The organism is Roseburia sp. (assembly GCF_041325975.1).
Taxonomy (GTDB): domain Bacteria; phylum Bacillota; class Clostridia; order Lachnospirales; family Lachnospiraceae; genus Roseburia; species Roseburia rectibacter.
In genome coordinates this window covers 1,508,345-1,531,684 of record NZ_JBGLEJ010000005.1, presented here as the reverse complement: position 1 = coordinate 1,531,684, position 23,340 = coordinate 1,508,345, and the positions used below count along the sequence as shown (strand labels likewise).

Genomic DNA, 23,340 nt, shown 5'->3' with positions numbered 1-23,340 from the left:
GTAATAGACGATGAAACAGCAGTTCATATGTGAAAGAAGACCAAAAGCAGATCCGCGGAATATTGTTCTTGGAAAAAATTACCGTATTACATTTCTGACGGACAGGCTGGTCAGATTTGAATATAATGAATCCGGTGCATTTGTGGATGAGGCTTCGCAGGTAATATGGTACAGGGATTTAGAAGAGGTTCCTTTTGAGATAAAGCAGAAAAATAACTTTCTGGAGATCCAGACAAAAAGCATACGGATACGCTATGATGAGAGAGCATTTGATGAGAGCATCCTGAGTGTGAAGCTGAAAAAACCGGACAATGGATGTGATCTGGAATGGTATTATGGCAGAAAAGAGGATCGTAATCTTTTCGGAACTGCCCGTACGCTCGATGAAGCAGACGGCAGGATCAGACTGGAAAAAGGAATTCTTTCCAGGGATGGATTTGCAGTATTAGATGATTCAAAAACGATTTTACTTACCGAGGATGGCTGGATCAAAGAGAGAAAACAGGGAGGAGAGGATTTCTATCTGTTTGCCTATGGTCATGATTACTGGGGCGCGGTAAAAGATTTTTTTAGGGTTACCGGCCGTGTCCCAATGCTTCCAAAATATGCACTTGGAAACTGGTGGAGCAGATATTACGAGTATTCACAGGATGAGTATCAGAGACTGATGGATCGTTTCTTAGCGGAAAAAATCCCGTTTTCGGTGGCAGTCATTGACATGGACTGGCATATCACAGATATTGACAAGAAGTATGGTTCCGGCTGGACCGGTTATACATGGAACAGAGATCTGTTTCCGGATCCGGTGAGTTTTATGGATAATCTGCATGACAGGGGAATGAAAGTGACTTTAAATGTGCATCCGGCACTCGGTATCCGGGAATGCGAAAGTATGTATAAAGAAATGGCAGAGGCAATGGGAATGGATCCGGCAGCCGGAGAACCGGTTGAATTCGATATTACAGATCCGGAGTTTCTGGAAAATTATTTTGAGATCGTACATCATCCGCTTGAGGAAGAGGGGGTTGATTTCTGGTGGCTGGACTGGCAGCAGGGGGGACATACGGCAGTGAAAGAGTTAGATCCGCTTTGGATGCTGAATCATTACCATTATCTTGACAGTGGACGGGATGGAAAAAGAAAAATGACATTTTCACGTTATGCAGGTCCTGGTTCTCACAGATATCCGGTAGGTTTTTCCGGGGATACGGTTGTAACGTGGGAGTCTCTTGATTTCCAGCCTTATTTTACAGCAACGGCATCAAATATCGGATATGGATGGTGGAGTCATGATATAGGCGGACATATGCTTGGAATCCGGTCAGATGTTATGGAGGCACGCTGGTATGAGTTAGGGACATTTTCCCCAATCAACAGGCTGCACAGCACTAAAATGTCGTTCAGTGGAAAAGAACCATGGAATTTCAGACCGGAAGTAGAACATGCGATGGGAGAAGCCCTGCGCTTAAGGCATCAGTTACTGCCTTATATTTACACCATGAACTATCTGGCATACAAAGAATACCGCCCGGTCATTGCACCAATGTATTATGATTATCCGGAAAAGGAACAGGCATATCCGGTTCAGGATCATTCTTTTGTTGAGGGAGTAAGCAACAACCAGTATCTTTTTGGAACAGATATGATTGTTGCACCGATTACAAGTGACCAGATAGCGAGTTTAAATCAGGGAAAAGTAAAAGCGTGGATACCGGAAGGCTGTTACCACGATTTCTTTACCGGATTGATCTATAAAGGTGAGAAAGTAATGTGGATGTTCCGCGGCATTAACAGTATTCCGGTGCTTGTAAAAGCAGGGGGCATCATTCCGATGCAGAAAGAGCTGTTCGGAAAAGATTTTCTGAAAAATCCGGAAGAACTTATCATAAGAGTCTATGGCGGAGCGGATGGCAATTATACACATTATGAGGATGACGGTGAGACCGAGGATTATAAAGATGGCAGGAGCTGTTGCTTTACATCCATGCATTTTGACTGGGAAAGAGGGGCGTTCACAATCGAAGGGGCAGCCGGACAGACAGATCTGATCCCGGAATTCCGGGATTATACAGTGGAACTGTGTGGAGTGAAAGAGGCAGTGCCTAAAGTATACATAAGTGGAAAAGAAATCAAAATAACGTATGAATATCAGTGGAAGAAGGGATGTATCAGAATCCACATTCCGAAAGTGTCAGTGGATGAAAAAGTGGAAATTGTTTTTGAACAGAAACTGACATTAAATGACAACCATACACTGGAGCGTGTGTATGATCTGCTGAATCAGGCACAGGACAGTAATCTTGCAAAAGAGTCTGCATACCGGCTTTTAAGTAGTGGAAAAAATCTGGCAGATATCTTAGGCGAGCTTGAGACGACGAATTTAAAAAAAGAGATCAGACTGGCAGTCATTGAGATCATGACCGCTGATTTATAAGGAGAAAAAAGATGCAGAAAGCATGGTGGAAAGAAGCAGTTGTTTATCAGATTTATCCAAGGAGTTTTATGGATAGTAACGGAGATGGAATCGGAGACCTTCAGGGGATCATAAAAAAATTAGACTATATAAAGAATCTCGGTATCACAGTTATCTGGGTATCCCCGATCTATAAATCTCCAAATAAAGATAACGGATATGATATCAGCGATTATCAGGCTATAATGGATGAGTTCGGGACAATGGAAGATTTTGATGAATTATTAAAAGAAATTCATCAAAGAGGAATGAAACTGGTAATGGATCTGGTTGTTAACCATACATCTGACCAGCATAAATGGTTTCTGGAAAGCAGAAAATCAAAAGATAATAAATACCGCGATTATTATATCTGGAAAGATCCGGTAGATGGTCATGAACCGACAAACTGGGGATCATATTTCAGTGGATCTGCATGGCAGTTTGATGAGACAACCGGACAGTATTATCTGCATCAGTTTGTGCCGGAACAGCCTGATCTTAACTGGGATAATCCTGTGGTAAGAAAAGAAGTTTTTGATATGATGACATGGTGGTGTGAAAAAGGCATTGACGGATTCCGGATGGATGTGATCAGTCTGATCAGCAAGCCGGAAGAATACAAAGATGGCCCGGTAAAAGAAGGGGAAAAATATTCTTTTTGTGGTGCAGTCACAGCCAATGGACCTCATGAACATGAATATCTTCAGGAGATGAACCAAAAAGTATTAAGTAGGTATAACCTTCTGACAGTGGGTGAAACATCATGCGTTACGCTCGAAGAGGCAAAAAAATATGCGCGAAGCGATGGAAAAGAGTTAAGCATGGTATTCCAGTTTGAGCATATGGATGTGGATTCGGATGAACATGGAAAGTGGACAGATAAGAAACTGTATCTTCCGGATCTCAAAGAAGTTTTAAACCGCTGGCAGAAAGGGTTAGAGGAAGTAGCATGGAACAGTCTGTACTGGGACAATCATGATCAGCCAAGGGTTGTTTCGAGATGGGGAAATGATTCCGGGGAATACAGGGAGCTTTCAGCAAAGATGCTTGCAACCTGTCTTCACATGATGCAGGGAACACCGTATGTATATCAGGGGGAAGAACTTGGAATGACCAATATGCATTTTTCGGATGTGTCTGAATGTGACGATATAGAAGAAAAAAATATTTATATAGATCTTGTTACCGATACAAAAGTATATACGCATGATCAGATGATGGACATTATCAGTAAGAAAGGACGGGATAATGCAAGGACACCTATGCAGTGGGATGATTCAGAAAATGCAGGATTTACCACGGGAACGCCATGGTTTGCCGTGAATCCGAATTATAAAACGATCAATGCGGCTGCTCAGGTGGAAGATCCGGATTCCATATACAATTACTACAGGAAACTCATAGAACTGCGCAAAGAGGAAGAAGTGATCGTTTATGGAACGTTCGACGGACTTGAAGATGCAGATGAAAATCTTTACATTTATACAAGATCATCCGAGAATAAAAAAATACTGGTAATCTGCAATTTCACGGAAAAAGAACTGGATGTTCCGGCTTCTATTGCGGATATGGTAAAAGAAAACCGGGGAATTCTGATAGGAAACTATAAAGATATTTCAGAAAAAATCCGTCCGTATGAAGCGGTAGTATACCTGACAAAATAGGATAATTTACGAAAAAAAACGAAAAAATTAACTGGACGAACTGAAAAGGGAGCGGTATACTAGGCGGGTAACAGGATGATTCTTTGAACAGACAAGGCTATGAAGGATGTATGGTATCGATGAAAAGAAAGATTGGTGCTACTTATTTTAATGATGAATTGGTATATGACGGTAACGATCTGGGGGCTGTATATACAAAAGAAAAGACAACATTTCGTATATGGACACCTGCTGCCGGGAAAGTATCGCTTAACCTATATGAGCAGGGCGATGGTGACAATTTGATAGAAACAATTCCAATGACAGCAGATGTCAAAGGAACCTGGGTGTGTGAAAAGACAGGAGACCTGAATGGTGTATATTATACTTATTCAGTACAGATTGGTAATAAAGTAAATGAAGTTGTTGATTTATATGCAAGAAGTGCAGGAGTAAATGGCAACAGAGGTGAGATCCTTGATCTGAAAGCTGCCGATCCGGATGGATTTGATGCAGATGTCAGACCGGCATTTAATAATGCTACAGATGCAGTGATTTATGAAGTACATATTCGTGATCTGTCTTCCGATGCTTCTTCCGGGATTCGGAATACAGGTAAGTTTCTTGGATTGACAGAGCGCGGAACAAAGAACAGGGAAGGGCTGGCTACAGGACTGGATCATATTCTGGATCTTGGAGTGACTCACGTACAGATTCTGCCGAGCTGTGATTATGCTACTGTAGATGAAACAAAGCCAGATACAGCGCAGTTCAACTGGGGCTATGATCCTAAGAATTATAATGTGCCGGAAGGTTCTTACAGTACAGATCCATATCATGGGGAAGTACGCGTCAATGAAATGAAGCAGATGATTAAGACACTTCATGAAAATGGAATCCGCGTGAATATGGATGTTGTATATAATCATACTTATCATCTGGCAGATTCATGGTTTCAGAAGACAGTGCCTGATTATTACTACAGAAAGAATGGCAATCATTATTCAGATGGCTCAGGCTGTGGGAATGAAACAGCCTCAGAGCGTGCCATGATGCGCAAGTATATCGTAGATTCTGTTGTATACTGGGCAACGGAATATCATATAGATGGTTTCCGGTTTGACTTGATGGGCGTACATGATCTGGATACCATGAAGGCTGTCAGAAAAGCACTGGATCAGGTGAGTCCTGACATTATGGTATATGGTGAAGGATGGACTGGAGGAGAATCTGCATTGCCGGCAGCACAGCTGGCAACGAAGAACAATATTTACCGGCTGGATCGTGTGGGTGCTTTCAGTGATGATATCCGTGATGGGATCAAAGGCAGTGTATTTGATTTTCTGGACAAAGGTTTTGTAAGCGGCAAAGATAATATGGAAGAAAACATTAAATTCAGTGTTGTAGCAGCGACCCCGCATTCGCAGGTTACGCTCACAAAGGCTGGTGATAAGTGTACGAACTGGTCGGGACAGCCGGGACAGAGTATTAATTATATATCCTGCCATGATAATCTGACATTCTGGGATAAGCTTGCCATTTCCAATGCAGATGACAGTGAGGCTGACAGAGTGAAGATGAATAAGCTGGGAAGCGCGGTTCTTTTTACTTCGCAGGGTGTACCATTTATGCAGGCTGGTGAAGAGATGCTTCGCTCTAAGCCAAATGAGAAGTCTGAGACCGGATTTGATGAGAACAGCTATTCTTCCCCTGATGCAACGAACAGCATTAAGTGGGATAATAAAGGTAACGTAATGGATGTTTATGAATATTATAAAGGTCTGATCGCATTCCGTAAGGCACACAGTGCACTGCGCATGACAACAGCCGCTGCAATTCAGAATAATCTTACCTTTATGACTGGACTTGATGCAAATGTCGTAGCCTATACCATTCAGGGTGAGGTACAGGGAGAAACGGCACAGAATATTGCAGTCATCTATAATGGAAATCCTGATGCAGTCACAGTAAACTTACCTGCCGGGACATGGGATATCTGTGTCAATGGTAAAAAGGCAGGATGCAGATCTCTTGGAACGGCGGAAGGTTCTGTTACTGTCGAAGGTATCTCTGCGCTGGTTCTGGTACAGGGAGATGATACCGTAAGCAAAGTGCCGGCAGAGGATGCATAGGCAGACACGGCAGTCAGATAGACAAAGAGTGAAAATTGTTACTGCTCACAGGCAGGCATTTTCTGAACTGAAAATGCCGTATGATACAGTGGTGGTAGCAGATTTTGCCGATTTGGAATGCGAAGCATCGGCAAAATCCGTTACTGGAACGAGGTACGAGTGAACAGTAACAGAAAATTGTATGAGATTGTATGAGATGTGCGAAAAAAATTGAATATTTATCAGGGAGACGATATAATAGAATGCGGAGGAAACAAAGCATGTCATTTACACATCTGCACGTCCATACAGAGTACAGCCTTTTGGACGGTTCAAATAAGATAAAAGAATATGTTTCAAGAGTCAAAGAACTTGGAATGAACAGCGCCGCCATCACAGATCATGGTGTGATGTACGGCGTGATTGATTTTTATAAGGCAGCAAGGGCAGCCGGAATCAAGCCGATCTTAGGCTGTGAGGTATATGTAGCGCCTGGATCGAGATTTGACAGGGAGCTTTCCCATGGAGATGACCGTTATTATCATCTGGTACTTTTAGCAGAGAATAACAAAGGTTACCAGAACCTGATGAAGATCGTTTCCAAAGGATTTGTGGAAGGATATTACTACAAACCACGTGTGGATATGGAAGTTTTAGAAACTTATCATGAGGGAATCATTGCATTAAGTGCCTGTCTTGCCGGTGAGGTGCAGCGCTATCTGGTACGTGGGCTTTATGAGGAAGCAAAAGAGACTGCATACAAATATGAAAAATGTTTTGGAAAAGGCAACTTCTTTTTAGAACTGCAGGATCATGGAATACCGGAACAAAAGACAGTCAATGCAGGACTGATGCGGATGAGCCAGGAGACAGGTATTGAACTGGTGGCGACGAACGACGTGCATTATACTTATGCCGAGGATGCCGAGCCGCATGATATTTTACTCTGTCTGCAGACCGGAAAAAAACTGTCCGACGAAAACCGCATGCGTTATGAGGGCGGGCAGTATTTTGTAAAATCAGAAGAAGAAATGCGGGAACTGTTTCCGTATGCAGCACAGGCGATCGACAATACACAGAAAATCGCTGACCGATGTCAGGTGGAGATTGAATTTGGCGTGACAAAGCTGCCGCATTTTGATGTGCCGGAAGGTTATGATTCATGGACTTATCTGAACAAACTCTGCCATGAGGGACTGGTAAGACGTTATCCGGATAAACATGAGGAACTTTTACCAAAACTTGACTATGAACTTTCCGTCATCCAGAAAATGGGATATGTCGATTACTTCCTTATTGTATGGGATTTTATCAACTATGCGAGAACACACGGCATTCCGGTTGGTCCTGGAAGGGGAAGTGCTGCGGGAAGTCTTGTATCTTATACAACGGGCATTACCAATATTGATCCGATCCGTTATAACCTGCTGTTTGAGCGGTTCTTAAATCCGGAACGTGTGACCATGCCGGATATCGATATTGACTTCTGCTATGAGAGACGAAGTGAAGTCATTGATTACGTTATTGAAAAATACGGAAAAGACTGTGTAACGCAGATCGTGACCTTCGGTACATTAGCGGCACGTGGTGTCATCCGTGATGTCGGACGTGTCATGGATCTGCCCTATAATTTCTGCGATACGATTGCCAAAAATATTCCAAACGAGCTCAATATCACGATCGACAAAGCACTCATAATGAACCCGGAACTGCGTTCCATGTATGAGTCGGATGAGACGGTAAAAAGACTGATCGACATGGCGAAAAGACTAGAAGGTCTGCCGCGCCATACCTCCATGCATGCCGCCGGAGTCGTAATCTCCCAGAAGGCAATGGACGAATATGTGCCGTTGTCGCGAAGTTCTGACGGTACGATCACAACACAGTTTGTCATGACAACGATCGAGGAACTCGGACTTTTAAAAATGGATTTCCTTGGACTTCGTACTTTAACGGTCATCAGTGATGCGGTCAAACTTGTGGAAAAAAATCATGGAATAAAAATTAATGTGGATAACATTGATTATAACGATAAAAAAGTATTAGATTCGATCGGAACCGGAAGATGCGACGGTGTATTCCAGTTAGAAAGTGCGGGCATGAAAAACTTCATGAAGGAGTTAAAACCGCAGAGTTTAGAGGACGTTATCGCCGGTATCTCCCTTTATCGTCCGGGTCCGATGGACTTTATCCCAAAATACATCAAGGGAAAAAATGAACCGGAGAGTGTAACCTATGTCTGCAAGGAATTAGAGCCGATCTTAGAGCCGACCTATGGCTGTATCGTCTATCAGGAGCAGGTTATGCAGATTGTGCAGAACCTCGCCGGTTATACAATGGGACAGGCTGATAACATCCGCCGCGCCATGAGTAAAAAGAAACAGTACGTCATCGACGCGGAGCGTCAGAACTTTGTCTATGGCAATGAAGAGCAGGGCATCAAAGGCTGTATCGCAAACGGAATCAGCGAGCAGGCGGCAAACCAGATCTACGATTCCATGGTCGATTTTGCTAAATATGCGTTCAATAAATCACATGCAGCCGCTTATGCAGTGGTTGCCTATCAGACGGCATATTTAAAATACTATTATCCGGTTGAGTTTATGGCAGCACTCATGACGTCTGTGATCGACAATACAAGAAAAGTTGCAGAGTACATTTATTCCTGCCGCCAGATGGGGATCAAAGTGCTTTCCCCGGATATCAATGAGGGAGAAGGACGCTTTTTGGCAACAAAAGATGGGATCCGCTACGGCATGTATGCGATCAAGAGTATCGGCAGACAGGTCATTGATATCATTTTAGCAGAAAGAGAGGCAAACGGTAAATATATCACACTTTCTGATTTTTTAAGCCGTGTTGCCGGGCGGGAGGTCAATAAGCGTGCGGTCGAAAACCTGATCAAAGCTGGAGCCTGCGATGGATTAGACGGCAACAGACAGCAGATGCTCTTAGTATATAATACGCTGATCGACAACCTGAACCAGGAAAAGAAAAATTCGCTTGCCGGGCAGATGTCTTTGTTTGACCTTGTCTCAGAGGAAGAAAAAAAGGCGTATGAAGTCCGTTTCCCGAATGTGGAGGAATACAGCAAAGAGATCAAACTTGGTTTTGAGAAAGAAGTCCTTGGAATTTACCTAAGCGGACATCCGTTGGAGGAATATGAGGAAAAATGGCGCAAAAATATCAGCGCCGTGACAGCAGATTTTATGTTGGATGAAGAAACAAATGCCGTAAAGATCAAAGATAACCAGAGTGTTGTCATTGGGGGCATCATCACCGAAAAGACGATCAAATACACAAAGCAGAATAAAGCGATGGCATTTATCACGATCGAGGATCTGTTTGGAACTGTGGAAGTTATCATTTTCCCGCGTGATTACGAGAAATACAGCCGCTATTTAAACGAAGATGAAAAAGTATTTGTCGCAGGACATGCCAACGTCGAGGAAGATAAAAACGGAAAACTGATCTGTGAAAAAATCTATTCCTTTGATGATACAAAACGGGAGCTGTGGCTTCAGTTTGCGACAAAAGAAGCGTTTGAGGAAAAAGAAAAAGAATTGTATTCCCTGCTCTATGGTTCGGATGGAAATGATGAGATCGTGATCTATATTGCGTCGCCGCGTGCCATGAAAAGATTAGGCCAAAATTACAATATTCATATCAATCCGGAGCTTGTCGGTAACTTGACGGAATTTTTGGGCGAAAAAAATGTAAAAATTGTTGAAAAGAGCATTGAAAAGAAGTAACAAAGAGATTAGAATAATAAAGATTAGAAAAATGGGTATATTATTTTAGGAGGGAACGATAAATGGCAAAAGAGATTAATACAATCGGTGTGCTGACAAGTGGTGGCGATGCGCCGGGAATGAACGCAGCCATTCGTGCAGTTGTAAGGGAAGCAATTGCAAAGGGAAAGAAAGTAAAAGGAATCAAGAGAGGTTATGCAGGACTTCTTCAGGAAGAGATCATTGATATGGAAGCAAAAGATGTTTCCGATATCATCCAGCGTGGTGGTACGATTTTACAGACAGCCCGTTGTATGGAGTTTACAACAGCAGAAGGACAGAAACGCGGTGCAGAGATCTGTAAGAAACACGGCATTGACGGAATCATCGTTATCGGCGGTGACGGTTCTTTTAAAGGTGCCCAGAAGCTGGCAGGACTTGGAATCAATACGATTGGTCTTCCGGGAACGATCGATCTTGATATCGCATGTACTGAGTACACGATTGGTTTTGATACAGCAGTAAATACAGCAATGGAAGCAATTGACAAAGTCCGTGATACATCAACATCCCATGAGCGTTGCAGTATCATTGAGGTTATGGGACGTGGTGCAGGTTATATCGCATTATGGTGTGGTATTGCAAACGGTGCCGAGGATATCCTGCTTCCGGAAAAATATGACTATGACGAGCAGAAATTAGTCAACCACATCATTGAGAACCGTAAACGTGGTAAACAGCATCATATCATTGTAAATGCTGAGGGAATCGGACATTCTTCCAGTATGGCAAAGAGAATCGAAGCTGCAACCGGTATCGAGACACGTGCAACTATCTTAGGTCACATGCAGCGTGGTGGAAGCCCGACATGTAAAGACCGTGTATATGCATCAACCATGGGTGCTTTAGCAGTAGATTTACTTTGCGAAGGAAAGACAAACCGTGTAGTTGGATACCGTCATGGTGATTTCGTTGATTATGATATCGACGAGGCACTTGCAATGACAAAGGAGATTCCGGAATATCAGTACGAGATCAGCAGAAACCTTTCTCTGTAATACAAGACAATAGATCGTTGATCTATTGTACAAGACAGTAGATGATAAACTATACAATTTGATGTTATATTACATAAATTTGATAGTTTTTGCATTTTAGAGAGAAATCCGTTATACTTAGCGACAGGTATAACGGATTTTTTAGTGAGGGAAATTATGATTACAAGTACATCAAACCAGCAGATGAAAAATTTGACACTGCTCATGAAAAAAGCAAAAGCCAGAAATGAACAGGGTGTTTTTGTGGCAGAGGGAAGAAAAATGTTTTTAGAGGCCCCGGTGGAATGGGTGAAACAGGTTTATGTTTCCGAGAGTTTTTATGAAACATGTACGCAGGGCAATATGCAGGATTGCATGGAATCCTGCACACCAAAACATGGGGAAGAAAAACTGAACAGAAAAGTACTGGAGCGTTTGAATGAAACCGGCTATGAGATCGTCTCTGACAATGTGTTTAAAAGTGTTTCCGACACACAGACACCGCAGGGAATTCTCTGTGTGATAAAGAAACCGGAGTATGCATTAGAGGAAATGCTCAAAGGGGAACAGACACATCTTCTGATCTTAGAGAGCATCCAGGATCCGGGAAATCTCGGCACGATGGTGCGCACCGGTGAGGGGGCAGGCATCACGGGTGTGATCATGAACCAGACGACCGTGGATCTGTTTAATCCGAAAACCATCCGTTCCACGATGGGAAGCATTTATCGTGTTCCTTTTTTCGTCACGAAAGATCTTCCTGAGACGATTTCATCACTCAAAGAGCAGCAGGTCAATGTCTATGCGGCGCACCTTAAGGGTATGCTTTCCTATGATGAGCCGGACTACAAGAAAAAGACAGCATTTCTGATCGGAAATGAGGGAAATGGATTGTCGGATGAGATCGCAGATTTGGCAGATACTTATATTAAGATTCCAATGCAGGGACAGGTGGAATCCTTAAATGCGGCGATCTCTGCATCACTTCTGATGTATGAGACGGGACGGCAGAGAAGACATTGATCAACAATAAAAATGGAGAGATAACAATTCATGAGAATCTGGTTTAAAATGATGAAGGGTACGCACCTGATCAAAGACATGACAGTGACAGATGAGTCAGATGATACGAGAACGCACAAAATTTTCAAGGCGTTAGATGAGGTATGTTATGCATTTGACCTTGGAAAACCGATCTGGTTAGATGCGAATGTGGAAGAGTTTAAGAGGCATGCAAAGACACGTTTTACGCAGGATTGTTTTATTGAGCATGTGGATTTTGATTTTCTGGAGATGCATGTGATCGAGGAGGATTAAAGGGAGAACATCCCAATATGGAGGACATGTTGTATGGCGCTGGAAAATAAGCTTGGAATTAAAAGTTCCGCGGAACTCGCGCGTGAAGAGGAACGTATCAGTAAAAAGAAGGCAGTAGAACTGTTTGAAAATGGTATGCTCGAGAAACTTGAGGCGGGAAAGTTTCAAACGTTATGTGAGATTCATAAATATTTATTTGATGATATCTATGACTTTGCAGGAAAAATCCGAACCGTAAATATATCAAAAGGCAATTTCAGATTTGCACCGCTTATGTATCTTGAAACAGCAATTAAAAATGTAGACAAAATGCCACAGAACACATTTGATGAGATTGTTGAAAAATATGTGGAAATGAACATTGTGCATCCGTTCCGTGAAGGAAATGGAAGAAGCATGCGCATCTGGCTGGATATGATGTTAAAAAAACAGATCGGACAGGTAGTAGACTGGAGTAAGATAGAAAAAGAAGACTATCTGATGGCGATGGAACGCAGTCCGATCAAAGATATTGAAATTAAATATATTTTAAAGGCAGCACTTACCGATCAGATCAATGACCGGGAAGTTTATATGAAAGGCATTGACCATAGTTATTATTATGAGGGATATGTCACGTATAAGACGGAAGAATTGTAGGGTGGCTGGCTTATGAAAAGGCAAGGGAGAGATCTCTTGCCTTTTGGTTATTTATGTCAGATTATGAAATAGAAAAATAAATATTTTACGTTAATATATGAAAATTTGGAAGATGCATGTTACAATAGTAAGTAAATAAAATATAAAGGCATAAAATAACAGATGGAGAAGGGGAATGTTAGCAAAATTAGAATTAAAGTTAAAATGTGAAAAAGAATTGACATATCAGATGTCATCATTGTTTCATGGGGCACTTATGGAATTGCTGCCAGAGGAATATGCAGATTATCTGCATATTTCAAGCCTTCATCCATATGCACAGCATTTAGAATGCAGAGAGGGGGACTGGTACTGGGTAATTACAGGACTGAATAAAGAAGCAGTGAAGATTATTATACAGGATACGTTGTGGAAAATAGAATACATTCTGATAAAAAAACATGATCTTAAAGTTTTGATAGTGAAGAAAAATTATATGGAAACAACATATAAAGAATTAATGGATCATTTTTATGAGGATGATGGGAAAAGGTATATTCAGATTCATTTTCTATCTCCGACTGCATTTAAACAAAATGGAAGGTATCTTTTTTATCCGGATCTTCGCTGTGTTTTTCAGAGTCTGATGAATAAGTACGACAGTGCCACAGCAGAAAATACAATGCATGATGAAGATACACTCGAACAGATATGTGAGCATGCACAGGTGATCAGGTATGATCTGAAAAGTGTAAGTTTTTCTTTGGAGGGTGTCAGGATTCCATCCTTTATCGGAAAAATAACCATAAAGCTGCATGGCACAGATACAATGGCAAATTTTGTAAACATGCTGTTCGAGTTTGGAGAGTATTCCGGGGTAGGAATCAAAACTTCCCTCGGAATGGGATATATGAAAATCATAAACGAAGGGGGAAGAAAATGATAACGGACGATCAGATAAAATTAATGATTGGAAGTCTGCTTCATGACATAGGAAAAGTTGTGTATAGAAGTGGGGATGGAAGAAATCACAGTCAGAGTGGATATGAGTATCTGAAGAATGAAGCACATATTTCAGATGATGAAATTTTAAACTGTGTGAGATATCATCATGGAATGTATTTAAAGAACGCATCCTTAGCAGAAGACGATAAGGCATATGTTGTTTACTATGCAGACAATGTGGCAGCATTTTCGGATCGCAGAGAGGCGGAAGCAGGAGAAGGCGGATTTGATAAAGCGATGCCGTTAGAGAGTGTATTTAATATTTTAAATGGAAATCACGGACAAAGTCATTATGCCATGCAGGTTTTAAATCCGAAGAATGGAATTAATTATCCGACAGAAGATGAAATATCTATGGATGAACATTTTTATCAGTCCGTCATTCAAAATATTACAGATAATTTAAAGGGCATCACGTTAGACGAAGAATACATCAATTCCCTGCTGGCTGTGCTTGAGGCAAATCTGACATACATTCCATCTTCTACTTCAAAAAAGGAGCTTGCAGATATTTCTTTGTATGACCACATGAAGATGACCGCAGCAGTTGCGTCATGCGTAATGCAGTTTCTGACTGCGAAAGGCGAAAAAAATTATAAGCAGAGCCTGTTTATCAATGCAGAGAAATCTTATGACGAGGAAATGTTTTTACTGTATTCCATGGATATTTCCGGTATTCAGAGTTTTATCTATACGATAGGAGAAAAAGGTGCATTAAAAGGACTGCGTGCGAGAAGTTTTTACCTTGAAATTATGATGGAGCATATTGTGGATGAACTGTTAGAGAAGTTGTCACTTTCAAGGGCAAATTTAATTTATACAGGAGGAGGACACTGTTATTTGCTTTTAGCGAATACGGATGATACCCGTGATATTTTAGAGCACTATGAAAAAAGTCTGAATCACTGGATGATGGAACATTTTGATACAGCGTTATATGTTGCCTGCGGATATGCGAAAGCAAATGCCAATGCGTTAAGAAATATGCCGAAGGGAAGTTATTCCGATCTGTATCTTACGATATCTAAGATGATTTCTGAGAAAAAATCGAATCGGTATAATGCAGATATGATCCGGAATCTGAATAGCAGAAAACATGAAGGAGAGCGGGAATGTAAAGTGTGCCGCAGGATAGCCCGCCTTACAGATGATAAATGTCAGGTATGTCTGGCATTAGAAAAAATGTCAGGAAGTATTCTGTATGAAAATTATTTTACTGTCATGAGTGAACCGGATAAAGATGCGCTGCCACTTCCGGAAAACAGGTACTTAGCAGCAGATACAAAAGAAAGTCTGTTAAAACGGATGGAATCAGAAAATTATGTCCGGTGTTATACGAAAAATGAAATTTATACCGGGAAACATGTTACTACAAAATTGTGGGTTGGAGATTATACGACAGGTGACACGTTTGAAAAACTGGCAGAACAGGCAAAAGGTGTGGAAAGAATTGGAATCCTTCGTGCGGATGTGGATAACCTTGGAACGACTTTTGTTTATGGACTGCAGAGACCGGATGGAGATGACAAATATGTAACACTTTCGAGAACATCTACATTGTCACGGCAGTTGTCTTTATTTTTTAAATGTTATATCAATGAGATACTTCGGAAAGGAACAGCAGACAATTTTGGTGGAAGTGGGGAACGAAAAGCGGTAATTGTATATTCTGGTGGAGATGATGTGTTTTTAGCCGGAGCGTGGAATGATGTGATCGCAGCTTTTATGGATATCAGAAATGCGCTTGAAAAATTTACACAGGGAACGCTGACAATATCAGGAGGTGTTGGTATTTACGATGCGAAATATCCGCTGAATGTTATGGCAAAAGAAGTGGAAAGACTTGAAGACAGATCAAAACATGTGGAAGGAAAAAATGCAGTTACGCTGTTTGATGAAACATATGCTTATCCATGGAATGTATTTATACAAAATGTTGTTACAGAAAAGATAGGTGTGCTTAAGAATTATTTTGATCAGAATGATGAGCACGGTATGGGATTTTTATATCATCTCATGGAATTGTTAAGGGAAAGTGGGAACAACATCAATTTTGCAAGATATGTTTATCTGTTGTCGAGAATGGAACCACAGGAACATGAAAATAAAGAAAAACGGGCGGCTTACCGGAGTTTTTCAAAAAAGATGTACGAGTGGAGCGGGAAAGAACAGGATAGAAAAGAACTGATCATGGCAATCTATCTGTATGTATATCTGAATCGCAAAAGAGAGGAGCAGGATTAAATGAAATTGACAGAAGAAAATTATGTGGGGATTGCAGAACAGGCAATCAAGGAACTGTGTAGTGAAAAAGACCAGAAAGGGAGACTGGTTGGTCCGGTAACAACATCCAAGATCAGAAATCTGCTTGCCATGACATCCGATATTTACAATGATGTGGTCAATAGTCAGAGCGACAAGCTGAATGCAGAAATAATTGGACGGATCAACTACATGAAGATTCGTTTTATCTATGAAGCAGGGCGTGAACCGAAGGTAAAGAAACTGGTAGATAAAGCAAAGATTTTAGAGCACTTAGAAGAGATCAAAGGCAGCAGAGACCAGTATATTTTATTCAGCCGGTATATGGAAGCCTTGGTTGCATATAGAAAATTTTATGGTGGACGTGATGAGTAGAGGGAGGATGAAATAATGTTTGCAAAGGTTAAAATCAGTGGGGTGTTAGAGACAGTAACGGGTTTACATATTGGCGGATCGAGCGCTTTTTCTGCAATTGGTGCAGTAGATTCTCCTGTCATCCGGGATGCAAGGACGAATATGCCGATGATTCCGGGTAGCAGTTTAAAAGGAAAATTAAGGACACTTCTGGCAAAAAAATATAATCAGACAGTAGCGAAAACACCGGATGAGGATGCGGTATGTCTGACAAGTCTGTTTGGAAGTGCGAAAAAAGGTCAGGTAAAGACTAGTAAAATCCTGTTTAACGATATGTTTCTTGAAAATATGGATGAATTAAAATATGCAGGGCTGACAGGTGCAACAGAGGTTAAATTTGAAAACAGCATCCAAAGAACAACGGCAGTAGCGAACCCCAGACAGATCGAACGTGTGGTAAGAGGAGCAAAATTTCCGATGCAGTTGATTTATGAAGTGACGGATGAATCGGAAATGGTTCATGATTTTGAAATATTAAAAGACGGGTTTCAACTTTTAGAATATGATTATTTAGGCGGCAGTGGATCAAGAGGTTATGGACGTGTCAAAATCATGGATATCCATGTGGAACCTGTGATAGGGGAAGTGTCGGAAGATGTTTTGTCTCAGTGTAAGAAAATCATGAGTGCAGTGGAATAAAATAAATTTGCAGAATTGATTTTTGACTACAGAGAGAAAAGAAATGAGGCGGGACATGGAATATACGATCTATCAGTTAGAATTTAAAACGGGTGTTCATTTTGGTACCGGAATGTTAAATGAAAGTGCCTGCACGTTTAAGGCAGATCAGTTATTTTCAGCACTTTATATAGAAGCTTTAAAATTGAATCTGCAACAGCAGTTTTATGATGCTGTGAAAAAAGGAAATCTGTTAATTTCAGATGCATTTCCATATATTGGACAGCAGTACATGATTCCAAAACCGATGATATATGTGGAGCCGGTAAACCGCGGGGAATCGAAGCAGAAAAAAGCATATAAAAAGATGAAGTTTATCCCGGTAGAATGTTTAAGTGATTTTTTGAGTGGAAAGATGGATCTGTCAAATGATCCGATGGAACATTATGGACATTATTTTCAGCAGACGATGGCAGCTGTCCGCACCGGGGAGGAGACTCTGCCGTACCGGGTTGGAACATTTTATTATGGAGAGGGATGTGGCCTGTATATCATTGCCGCGTATCAAAGCGAAAATGAAAAATGTCTTATGGAAAAATTGCTGACAGCATTGTCCTATACAGGAATTGGTGGAAAAAAATCAGGTGGACTTGGAAAATATAGATACAATGAGGGGCAGATTCCGGAACAGCTTTTAGAATGTCTGCAGAAAAAATCGGACAGATATATGTTATTGTCAGTTGCACTTCCTGCAGATGAGGAATTGGAAAATGCGATGGAAAATGCATCCTATTTGTTAGAAAAAAGATCTGGATTTGTGGCATCTTCAGATTATGCAGAGGAGTGGAGAAAAAAGAAGGATCTTTATGTATTTACAGCAGGTTCCTGTTTTGTAAATTGTTTTGCCGGAGATATCTATGATGTGTCGGAAGGAGGAAAACATCCTGTATACCGATATGCAAAACCGATTTTTATGGGGGTATCATTATGAGGGATTATTTGAAACATTACCGGGTGAAAATAAGTGTATTATCCCCAGTATATATAGGTTCCGGTGAAAAAACAGGAAAAAAAGAGCATATCTATATGCCGTGGAATCATCATGTGATCATACCGAATGTGGAGAAGATGTACATGGATCTGCAGAAAAAAGGACTCGGAAAAGAGTTTGCAGACTATATGATGGATGGGCGGCCGAAGGAACCTTCTCTATCCCAGTGGCTTGGACAGCATAAGATGCAGCGGGAAGATTATGAGAGATGGAAATTGTATGAGATGGATGCAGGGGAAGCATTTGTTTCACAGACAGCCAGACCAAAAGAGATTGAAGCCTTTGTGAAGGATGCATATGGTATGCCGTATGTTCCGGGCAGTACTTTAAAAGGCATGTTCCGCACGGCACTGATTGCAGATGAGATACAAAAATGTCCGGAAAAATATGAAAGAACAGGCAGGGAGATACAGTCTGCTTCCGCAGAACGCGCAAGCAGGAAACAATGCCTTGCAAGAGAGACAAAACGTTTAGAACAACAGATATTTTATACTTTAAACCGTGATGAAAAAAAGCCTGCAAATGCTGTTAATGATAATCTTTCCGGTCTGCATGTAGGTGACAGCCAGCCTATCAGTGTGGATCAGCTGACATTAAGCCAGAAGATCGATGTTACACTAGACGGTACAGAAAAACCGCTGAATGTATTGCGGGAGACACTGATCCCCGGAACAGAGATTTGCTTTGATGTATCAATTGACACGACAATCTGCCCGTATCAGATGGAAGATATCATAGAAGCACTGAATATTTTCCAGAATATCTGTAACCGGTATTTTTATGCAAGATTCCACTGGGAGGCAAAGGAAAAAAATACAGTATGGTTAGGTGGAGGATGTGGTTTTCTTTCAAAGACGGTTTTATATCCATTGCTTGGCAGTAATGCGGTAAAAGTCGTGGATAATGTGTTTAAAAATACACTGGGAAAAAATTATGTTGTGCATAAACATACCAAAGACCTGCAGCTTAAACTGGCACCGCATGTCTGTAAGTGTACAAAGTATCAGGGAAAGCTGTATCATATGGGGATGGGGAGGATTGAATTTGAGGAAATATAACAATTTTGCGCCGATAGGCTTAAAATCAGGCTTTGTGATCGGTATGATCCAGTTTGATATTGAGATTTCTCTCATTTGCGGGTTTGCCCCGCAAATGGGGGATGAAAGCCTTGTGTTTGGAGAGGTGTAAGGGACAGGATTGAAATATAAGAACCCCGTGGAGGGGACGAGAACAATTCAATTACCTTTGCTAACTTCTTCATAGACATATTGAAATATAAGAACCCCGTGGAGGGGACGAGAACATTCCTGTGTCTTTGCATAGTTGTGTTTTGGTTATTTTTATTGAAATATAAGAACCCCGTGGAGGGGACGAGAACATATTCTCCCTTCTGTGCAATAAAAAAGACAGCCTAATTGAAATATAAGAACCCCGTGGAGGGGACGAGAACTATAATGTCCGTATTCATTGGTTTGTTTTTTGAAATTGAAATATAAGAACCCCGAGGAGGGGACGAGAACTTGCCTGACTTATCTGTATAGTTAAAATCGGAGAATTATTGAAATATAAGAACCCCGAGGAGGGGACGAGAACCTTTAGCTGTTTTTGTTATATACTTACACAAGTATAATTGAAAAAATCTTCAGTAAGGGGACAAATAAAAACAAGGGAGGAAACACATGAGTTATCTTTATGTCAGTGAACAGGGTGCGAGTATCGGGATAGAAGCAAATCGTTTTCAGGTAAATTACAAGGATGGAATGATAAAAAGTATTCCAGCTGAGACGTTAGAGATGATCGAAGTATTTGGCAGTGTCCAGATTACGACACGCTGCCTGACGGAATGTTTAAAACGGGGGGTGAATATCCTGTTTTATTCCACAAGCGGGGCGTATTATGGAAGGCTGATCTCAACTTCCCATGTGAATGTGCAAAGACAGCGTATTCAGGCGGAAATTGGACACAATGAAACATTTAAACTGGAAATGTCAAAAAGAATCATTGATGCAAAGATCCGCAATCAGGTTGTTGTTTTGCGCAGATATGCGCGAGGCAGAGATGAAGATATTCATAGAATGATCATTGAGATGCAGAATATGCAGAAAAAACTGCCATATGCGAAGAGTGTGGAACAGGTTATGGGATATGAGGGAACGGCAGCAAAAATATATTTTAAAGTATTGGGGAAGTTAATTGATGAACAATTTGTTTTTGAAGGCAGGTCAAGACGTCCTCCGATGGATCCGTTTAATTCGCTGATCAGTCTTGGCTACTCGATTATCTTAAATGAATTATATGGAAAGATTGAGGGAAAAGAATTAAATCCATATTTTGGAGTGATGCATAAAGACAGAGAAAAGCATCCTACCTTAGCAAGTGATCTGATGGAAGAATGGAGAGCCGTATTAATTGACACAACAGCGCTTAGTATGTTAAATGGACATGAATTGGTAAAAGAAGATTTCTATACTGGAATCGATCAGCCTGGAGTCTTTTTAGAAAAGGATGGATTCCGGAAATATATTCAGAAACTGGAGGGAAAATTTCGTACAGAGAACAGATACCTTTCGTATATTGATTACAGTGTCAGCTTCCGGCGTGCAATGGATCTTCAGGTTAATCAGTTTGTAAAGGCAATTGAAACGGAAAATGTGAATGAATATATGCCGGTGATCATTCGGTAATTGGTTTGATAAATGTGGGGGGAAAGACAAATGGAAAATTATTTTTGGAATACTGGGGAAGAAAATAGCATAAAGAAGCTGTATATTCTCGTGATTTATGATATTGTTGATAATAAGCGAAGAGTCAGGTTTGCGAAGAAAATGAATGGATATGGTTTTTGGGTTCAGAAATCGGCATTTGAGGCGATGATTACGGAAAATTTATATCGACGTCTGTTACATGATATTCCAGAGCTGATTGACCGTAGATCGGACAGCGTAAGAGTTTACAAAATAAGAGGATACGGAGAGGTTAATCTTTTTGGGGCAAGTCCTGAAATTAAAAATGAAGAAGTGATTATTATAGGGTAATATGACAAAAGATATATTATAAATACACTGGGCAGAAATTATGTTGTGCATAAACATACCAAAGACCTGTAGCTTAAACTGGCACCGCATGTCTGTAAATGTACAAAGTATCAGGGAAAGCTGTATCATATGGGGATGGGGAGGATTGAATTTGAGGAAATATAATGATTTTGCTCCGATAGGCTTAAAATCAGGCTTTGAGAATGTTATACACCAGTTTGATATTGAGATTTCTCTCATTTGCGGGTTTACCCCGCAAATGGGGGATAAAAAGCCTTGTGTTTTAGGAGGTGTAGGGGACAGGATTGAGATAAGAGACCCCCGTAGAGGGGACGAGAACTCTTTAAATTAATGCTTAACTTGTTGTTTTCATCATTGAGATAAGAGACCCCCGTAGAGGGGACGAGAACGTAAAGCCTTTATTCAATTATCAATGTACTTGAGAATTGAGATATAAGACCCCCGAGAAGGGGACGAGAACCAGATGGGTTTGATTTTTCTTGCATCTTCCTGAATTGAGATAAGAGACCCCGCGGAGGGGACGAAAACTTGAAAACCTGCCCCGGATAAATCAAATTAGGGTTTACTGAGATATAAGAACCCCGCTAAGGGGACAAAATTAGAATAAATTTTTACTAAATAACCATGCAGGAAAATTAAATCATTATTACGAAAGATGGAGGTTATTATGAACCAGACGATATTGTTTACACCAGTGGGAGGAACCGACCCGATTTCATTAAATAATTATCATGATGGATCAATATTGCATATTTGCAGATTCTATAAACCGGATAAAGTCATTTTGTACATGTCAAAAGAAATGTTGGATTTTCAGGAGAAAGATGACAGGTATCGTTATTGTCTGGACCGTCTGGCAAAGATGCAGAATCGTTCCATGGTTTATGAGATCATAGAACGCCGGGAGCTTACCAGAGTACATGAATTTGATTACTTTTACGAGGATTTCAGGAAGGTGATCAGCTGTATATATGAGACGATGGATGAATCGGATACATTGCTTTTAAATGTGTCATCCGGTACACTGGCAATGAAAAGTGGATTGCTGGTATTGCAGACATTAGGGGAGTTTCCTGCAAAAGTAATTCAGGTGGCGACACCAGTAGGAAAATTGAATGAGCAGGTGCATGAGGGATATGATGTAGAAACTTTATGGGAATTGGATGAGGATAATCAGGAAGGTACACAAAACAGATGTAAGGAAATACAGTGTCCGACACTTTCAAAGATAAAAAAAGAGGAAATTATAAAAAAACATATTTTTGTATATGATTATCAGGCTGCGCTTGATGTCACGGATTCATTACCAGCGGAGCAGACAGCGCAGTATAGGGATTTAATTTATCTGGCGGCAAGGAGAGTGTTATTAGATTTTGTGAATGTTGATAAGACAATCCAGAAAACAAATTTTCAATGTCTGCCGGTGCGGTCTTCTTCCCAGAGAAAATATTTTGAATATGCACTTACGATCGATATTCGATTAAAACGTGGTGAGTATGTGGATTTTATCAGGTCGATCACACCGATTGTGGTGGATTTGTTTGAGATGATATTAAAAAAACAGTGTGGTATCAAAGTAGACGATTATTGCGACCAGTATAAACGTGCAGGACAGTGGAAGAGAATGTGGTCAGCAAAAAAATTAAATGGAACGGAAGCAGGAGATGTACTGAATAGTCATTATCAGAAAATGGGAAAAAGATTTGAAGCAAAAGATGTGTATTCAGAACATCTGAAAATACTCACCGATCATTTTTCGAGTGATACCCGCTTAAAACAGTTGATGGAAGATCTTAGAAATGTGGAAAGTAATATCCGGAATCTTGCTGCGCATGAGATTGTGTCTGTGACAGATGAGACAATTAAAAACCTGACAGGTTTTTATGGCAGGGATATCATGAGTAAAATCAGGGAGCTTTTTGGATACACGGAGATTTCCATACGAAAAGAGTATTGGGATTCTTATGATGAAATGAACAGGAAAATCCTTGAGCAGATGTCAAATGAATAAAATATACAAAC

The 23,340-nt window shown here is 40.8% G+C and carries 19 protein-coding genes and 1 CRISPR repeat array; all 19 genes read left to right on the top strand.

What is annotated here, in order from left to right; genetic code table 11:
- Positions 1–10 precede the first annotated feature (10 nt).
- The 19 genes from ACDD58_RS18195 (at position 11) to ACDD58_RS18105 (ending at position 23,329) form a co-directional block, all read left to right on the top strand.
- Positions 11–2,434, top strand: coding sequence for a TIM-barrel domain-containing protein (locus ACDD58_RS18195; protein ID WP_370778604.1), 2,424 nt, complete (start codon positions 11–13; stop codon positions 2,432–2,434).
- A gap of 11 nt (positions 2,435–2,445) precedes the next feature.
- The gene (locus ACDD58_RS18190) at positions 2,446–4,119 is read left to right on the top strand and encodes an alpha-glucosidase (RefSeq protein ID WP_370778603.1); all 1,674 of its coding nucleotides are present in this window, start codon (positions 2,446–2,448) and stop codon (positions 4,117–4,119) included.
- A gap of 119 nt (positions 4,120–4,238) precedes the next feature.
- A complete protein-coding gene (gene pulA / locus ACDD58_RS18185) occupies positions 4,239–6,230 on the top strand; it encodes a type I pullulanase (protein ID WP_370778602.1) in 1,992 nt (663 codons plus the stop codon).
- Positions 6,231–6,490: 260 nt separating this feature from the next.
- The gene (locus tag ACDD58_RS18180) at positions 6,491–9,961 is read left to right on the top strand and encodes a DNA polymerase III subunit alpha (protein WP_370778601.1); all 3,471 of its coding nucleotides are present in this window, start codon (positions 6,491–6,493) and stop codon (positions 9,959–9,961) included.
- A gap of 62 nt (positions 9,962–10,023) precedes the next feature.
- Complete coding sequence (pfkA, locus tag ACDD58_RS18175) at positions 10,024–10,998, top strand: 6-phosphofructokinase (RefSeq protein ID WP_117921978.1); 975 nt, start codon at positions 10,024–10,026, stop codon at positions 10,996–10,998.
- A gap of 156 nt (positions 10,999–11,154) precedes the next feature.
- The gene (locus tag ACDD58_RS18170; RefSeq protein WP_370778600.1) at positions 11,155–12,000 is read left to right on the top strand and encodes a TrmH family RNA methyltransferase; all 846 of its coding nucleotides are present in this window, start codon (positions 11,155–11,157) and stop codon (positions 11,998–12,000) included.
- A gap of 30 nt (positions 12,001–12,030) precedes the next feature.
- Complete coding sequence (locus tag ACDD58_RS18165; RefSeq protein WP_006855571.1) at positions 12,031–12,294, top strand: hypothetical protein; 264 nt, start codon at positions 12,031–12,033, stop codon at positions 12,292–12,294.
- 33 nt (positions 12,295–12,327) lie between these two features.
- Positions 12,328–12,933, top strand: coding sequence for a protein adenylyltransferase Fic (fic, locus tag ACDD58_RS18160; protein WP_370778599.1), 606 nt, complete (start codon positions 12,328–12,330; stop codon positions 12,931–12,933).
- A 175-nt stretch (positions 12,934–13,108) separates the two neighbouring features.
- Entirely contained in the window at positions 13,109–13,855 is a 747-nt protein-coding gene (cas6, locus tag ACDD58_RS18155) for a CRISPR-associated endoribonuclease Cas6 (protein WP_118209468.1), read from the top strand.
- On the top strand, positions 13,852–16,161 hold the full coding sequence (gene cas10, locus ACDD58_RS18150) for a type III-A CRISPR-associated protein Cas10/Csm1 (RefSeq protein WP_118209467.1): 2,310 nt from the start codon (positions 13,852–13,854) through the stop codon (positions 16,159–16,161). The genes cas6 and cas10 overlap by 4 nt, the downstream gene beginning before the upstream one ends.
- Entirely contained in the window at positions 16,162–16,554 is a 393-nt protein-coding gene (gene csm2 / locus ACDD58_RS18145) for a type III-A CRISPR-associated protein Csm2 (protein WP_006855567.1), read from the top strand.
- Positions 16,555–16,569: 15 nt separating this feature from the next.
- Entirely contained in the window at positions 16,570–17,232 is a 663-nt protein-coding gene (gene csm3, locus ACDD58_RS18140) for a type III-A CRISPR-associated RAMP protein Csm3 (protein WP_118209466.1), read from the top strand.
- 55 nt (positions 17,233–17,287) lie between these two features.
- Positions 17,288–18,202, top strand: coding sequence for a type III-A CRISPR-associated RAMP protein Csm4 (csm4, locus tag ACDD58_RS18135; protein WP_243102883.1), 915 nt, complete (start codon positions 17,288–17,290; stop codon positions 18,200–18,202).
- A complete protein-coding gene (csm5, locus tag ACDD58_RS18130) occupies positions 18,199–19,320 on the top strand; it encodes a type III-A CRISPR-associated RAMP protein Csm5 (RefSeq protein WP_118209464.1) in 1,122 nt (373 codons plus the stop codon). Before csm4 ends, csm5 begins: the two co-directional genes overlap by 4 nt.
- On the top strand, positions 19,307–19,450 hold the full coding sequence (locus ACDD58_RS18125) for a hypothetical protein (protein ID WP_006855563.1): 144 nt from the start codon (positions 19,307–19,309) through the stop codon (positions 19,448–19,450). Before csm5 ends, ACDD58_RS18125 begins: the two co-directional genes overlap by 14 nt.
- A gap of 8 nt (positions 19,451–19,458) precedes the next feature.
- Positions 19,459–19,855: a CRISPR direct-repeat array (repeat unit 36 nt; unit sequence ATTGAAATATAAGAACCCCGTGGAGGGGACGAGAAC).
- Between the two features lie 86 nt (positions 19,856–19,941).
- The gene (cas1, locus tag ACDD58_RS18120; protein ID WP_118209463.1) at positions 19,942–20,946 is read left to right on the top strand and encodes a CRISPR-associated endonuclease Cas1; all 1,005 of its coding nucleotides are present in this window, start codon (positions 19,942–19,944) and stop codon (positions 20,944–20,946) included.
- Positions 20,947–20,976: 30 nt separating this feature from the next.
- A complete protein-coding gene (gene cas2, locus ACDD58_RS18115) occupies positions 20,977–21,297 on the top strand; it encodes a CRISPR-associated endonuclease Cas2 (RefSeq protein ID WP_243102882.1) in 321 nt (106 codons plus the stop codon).
- Between the two features lie 151 nt (positions 21,298–21,448).
- Complete coding sequence (locus ACDD58_RS18110) at positions 21,449–21,649, top strand: hypothetical protein (RefSeq protein WP_370778598.1); 201 nt, start codon at positions 21,449–21,451, stop codon at positions 21,647–21,649.
- A 336-nt stretch (positions 21,650–21,985) separates the two neighbouring features.
- A complete protein-coding gene (locus ACDD58_RS18105) occupies positions 21,986–23,329 on the top strand; it encodes a CRISPR-associated protein Csm6 (RefSeq protein WP_370778597.1) in 1,344 nt (447 codons plus the stop codon).
- Positions 23,330–23,340: the final 11 nt, after the last annotated feature.

Excerpts from the sequence above, each read along its gene's own strand:
- ACDD58_RS18195 (WP_370778604.1), top strand. The coding sequence starts at position 11 with ATGAAACAGCAGTTCATATGTGAAAGAAGACCAAAAGCAGATCCGCGG.
- ACDD58_RS18190 (WP_370778603.1), top strand. The coding sequence starts at position 2,446 with ATGCAGAAAGCATGGTGGAAAGAAGCAGTTGTTTATCAGATTTATCCA.
- pulA (WP_370778602.1), top strand. The coding sequence starts at position 4,239 with ATGAAAAGAAAGATTGGTGCTACTTATTTTAATGATGAATTGGTATAT.
- ACDD58_RS18180 (WP_370778601.1), top strand. The coding sequence starts at position 6,491 with ATGTCATTTACACATCTGCACGTCCATACAGAGTACAGCCTTTTGGAC.
- pfkA (WP_117921978.1), top strand. The coding sequence starts at position 10,024 with ATGGCAAAAGAGATTAATACAATCGGTGTGCTGACAAGTGGTGGCGAT.
- ACDD58_RS18170 (WP_370778600.1), top strand. The coding sequence starts at position 11,155 with ATGATTACAAGTACATCAAACCAGCAGATGAAAAATTTGACACTGCTC.
- ACDD58_RS18165 (WP_006855571.1), top strand. The coding sequence starts at position 12,031 with ATGAGAATCTGGTTTAAAATGATGAAGGGTACGCACCTGATCAAAGAC.
- fic (WP_370778599.1), top strand. The coding sequence starts at position 12,328 with ATGGCGCTGGAAAATAAGCTTGGAATTAAAAGTTCCGCGGAACTCGCG.
- cas6 (WP_118209468.1), top strand. The coding sequence starts at position 13,109 with ATGTTAGCAAAATTAGAATTAAAGTTAAAATGTGAAAAAGAATTGACA.
- cas10 (WP_118209467.1), top strand. The coding sequence starts at position 13,852 with ATGATAACGGACGATCAGATAAAATTAATGATTGGAAGTCTGCTTCAT.
- csm2 (WP_006855567.1), top strand. The coding sequence starts at position 16,162 with ATGAAATTGACAGAAGAAAATTATGTGGGGATTGCAGAACAGGCAATC.
- csm3 (WP_118209466.1), top strand. The coding sequence starts at position 16,570 with ATGTTTGCAAAGGTTAAAATCAGTGGGGTGTTAGAGACAGTAACGGGT.
- csm4 (WP_243102883.1), top strand. The coding sequence starts at position 17,288 with ATGGAATATACGATCTATCAGTTAGAATTTAAAACGGGTGTTCATTTT.
- csm5 (WP_118209464.1), top strand. The coding sequence starts at position 18,199 with ATGAGGGATTATTTGAAACATTACCGGGTGAAAATAAGTGTATTATCC.
- cas1 (WP_118209463.1), top strand. The coding sequence starts at position 19,942 with ATGAGTTATCTTTATGTCAGTGAACAGGGTGCGAGTATCGGGATAGAA.
- cas2 (WP_243102882.1), top strand. The coding sequence starts at position 20,977 with ATGGAAAATTATTTTTGGAATACTGGGGAAGAAAATAGCATAAAGAAG.
- ACDD58_RS18105 (WP_370778597.1), top strand. The coding sequence starts at position 21,986 with ATGAACCAGACGATATTGTTTACACCAGTGGGAGGAACCGACCCGATT.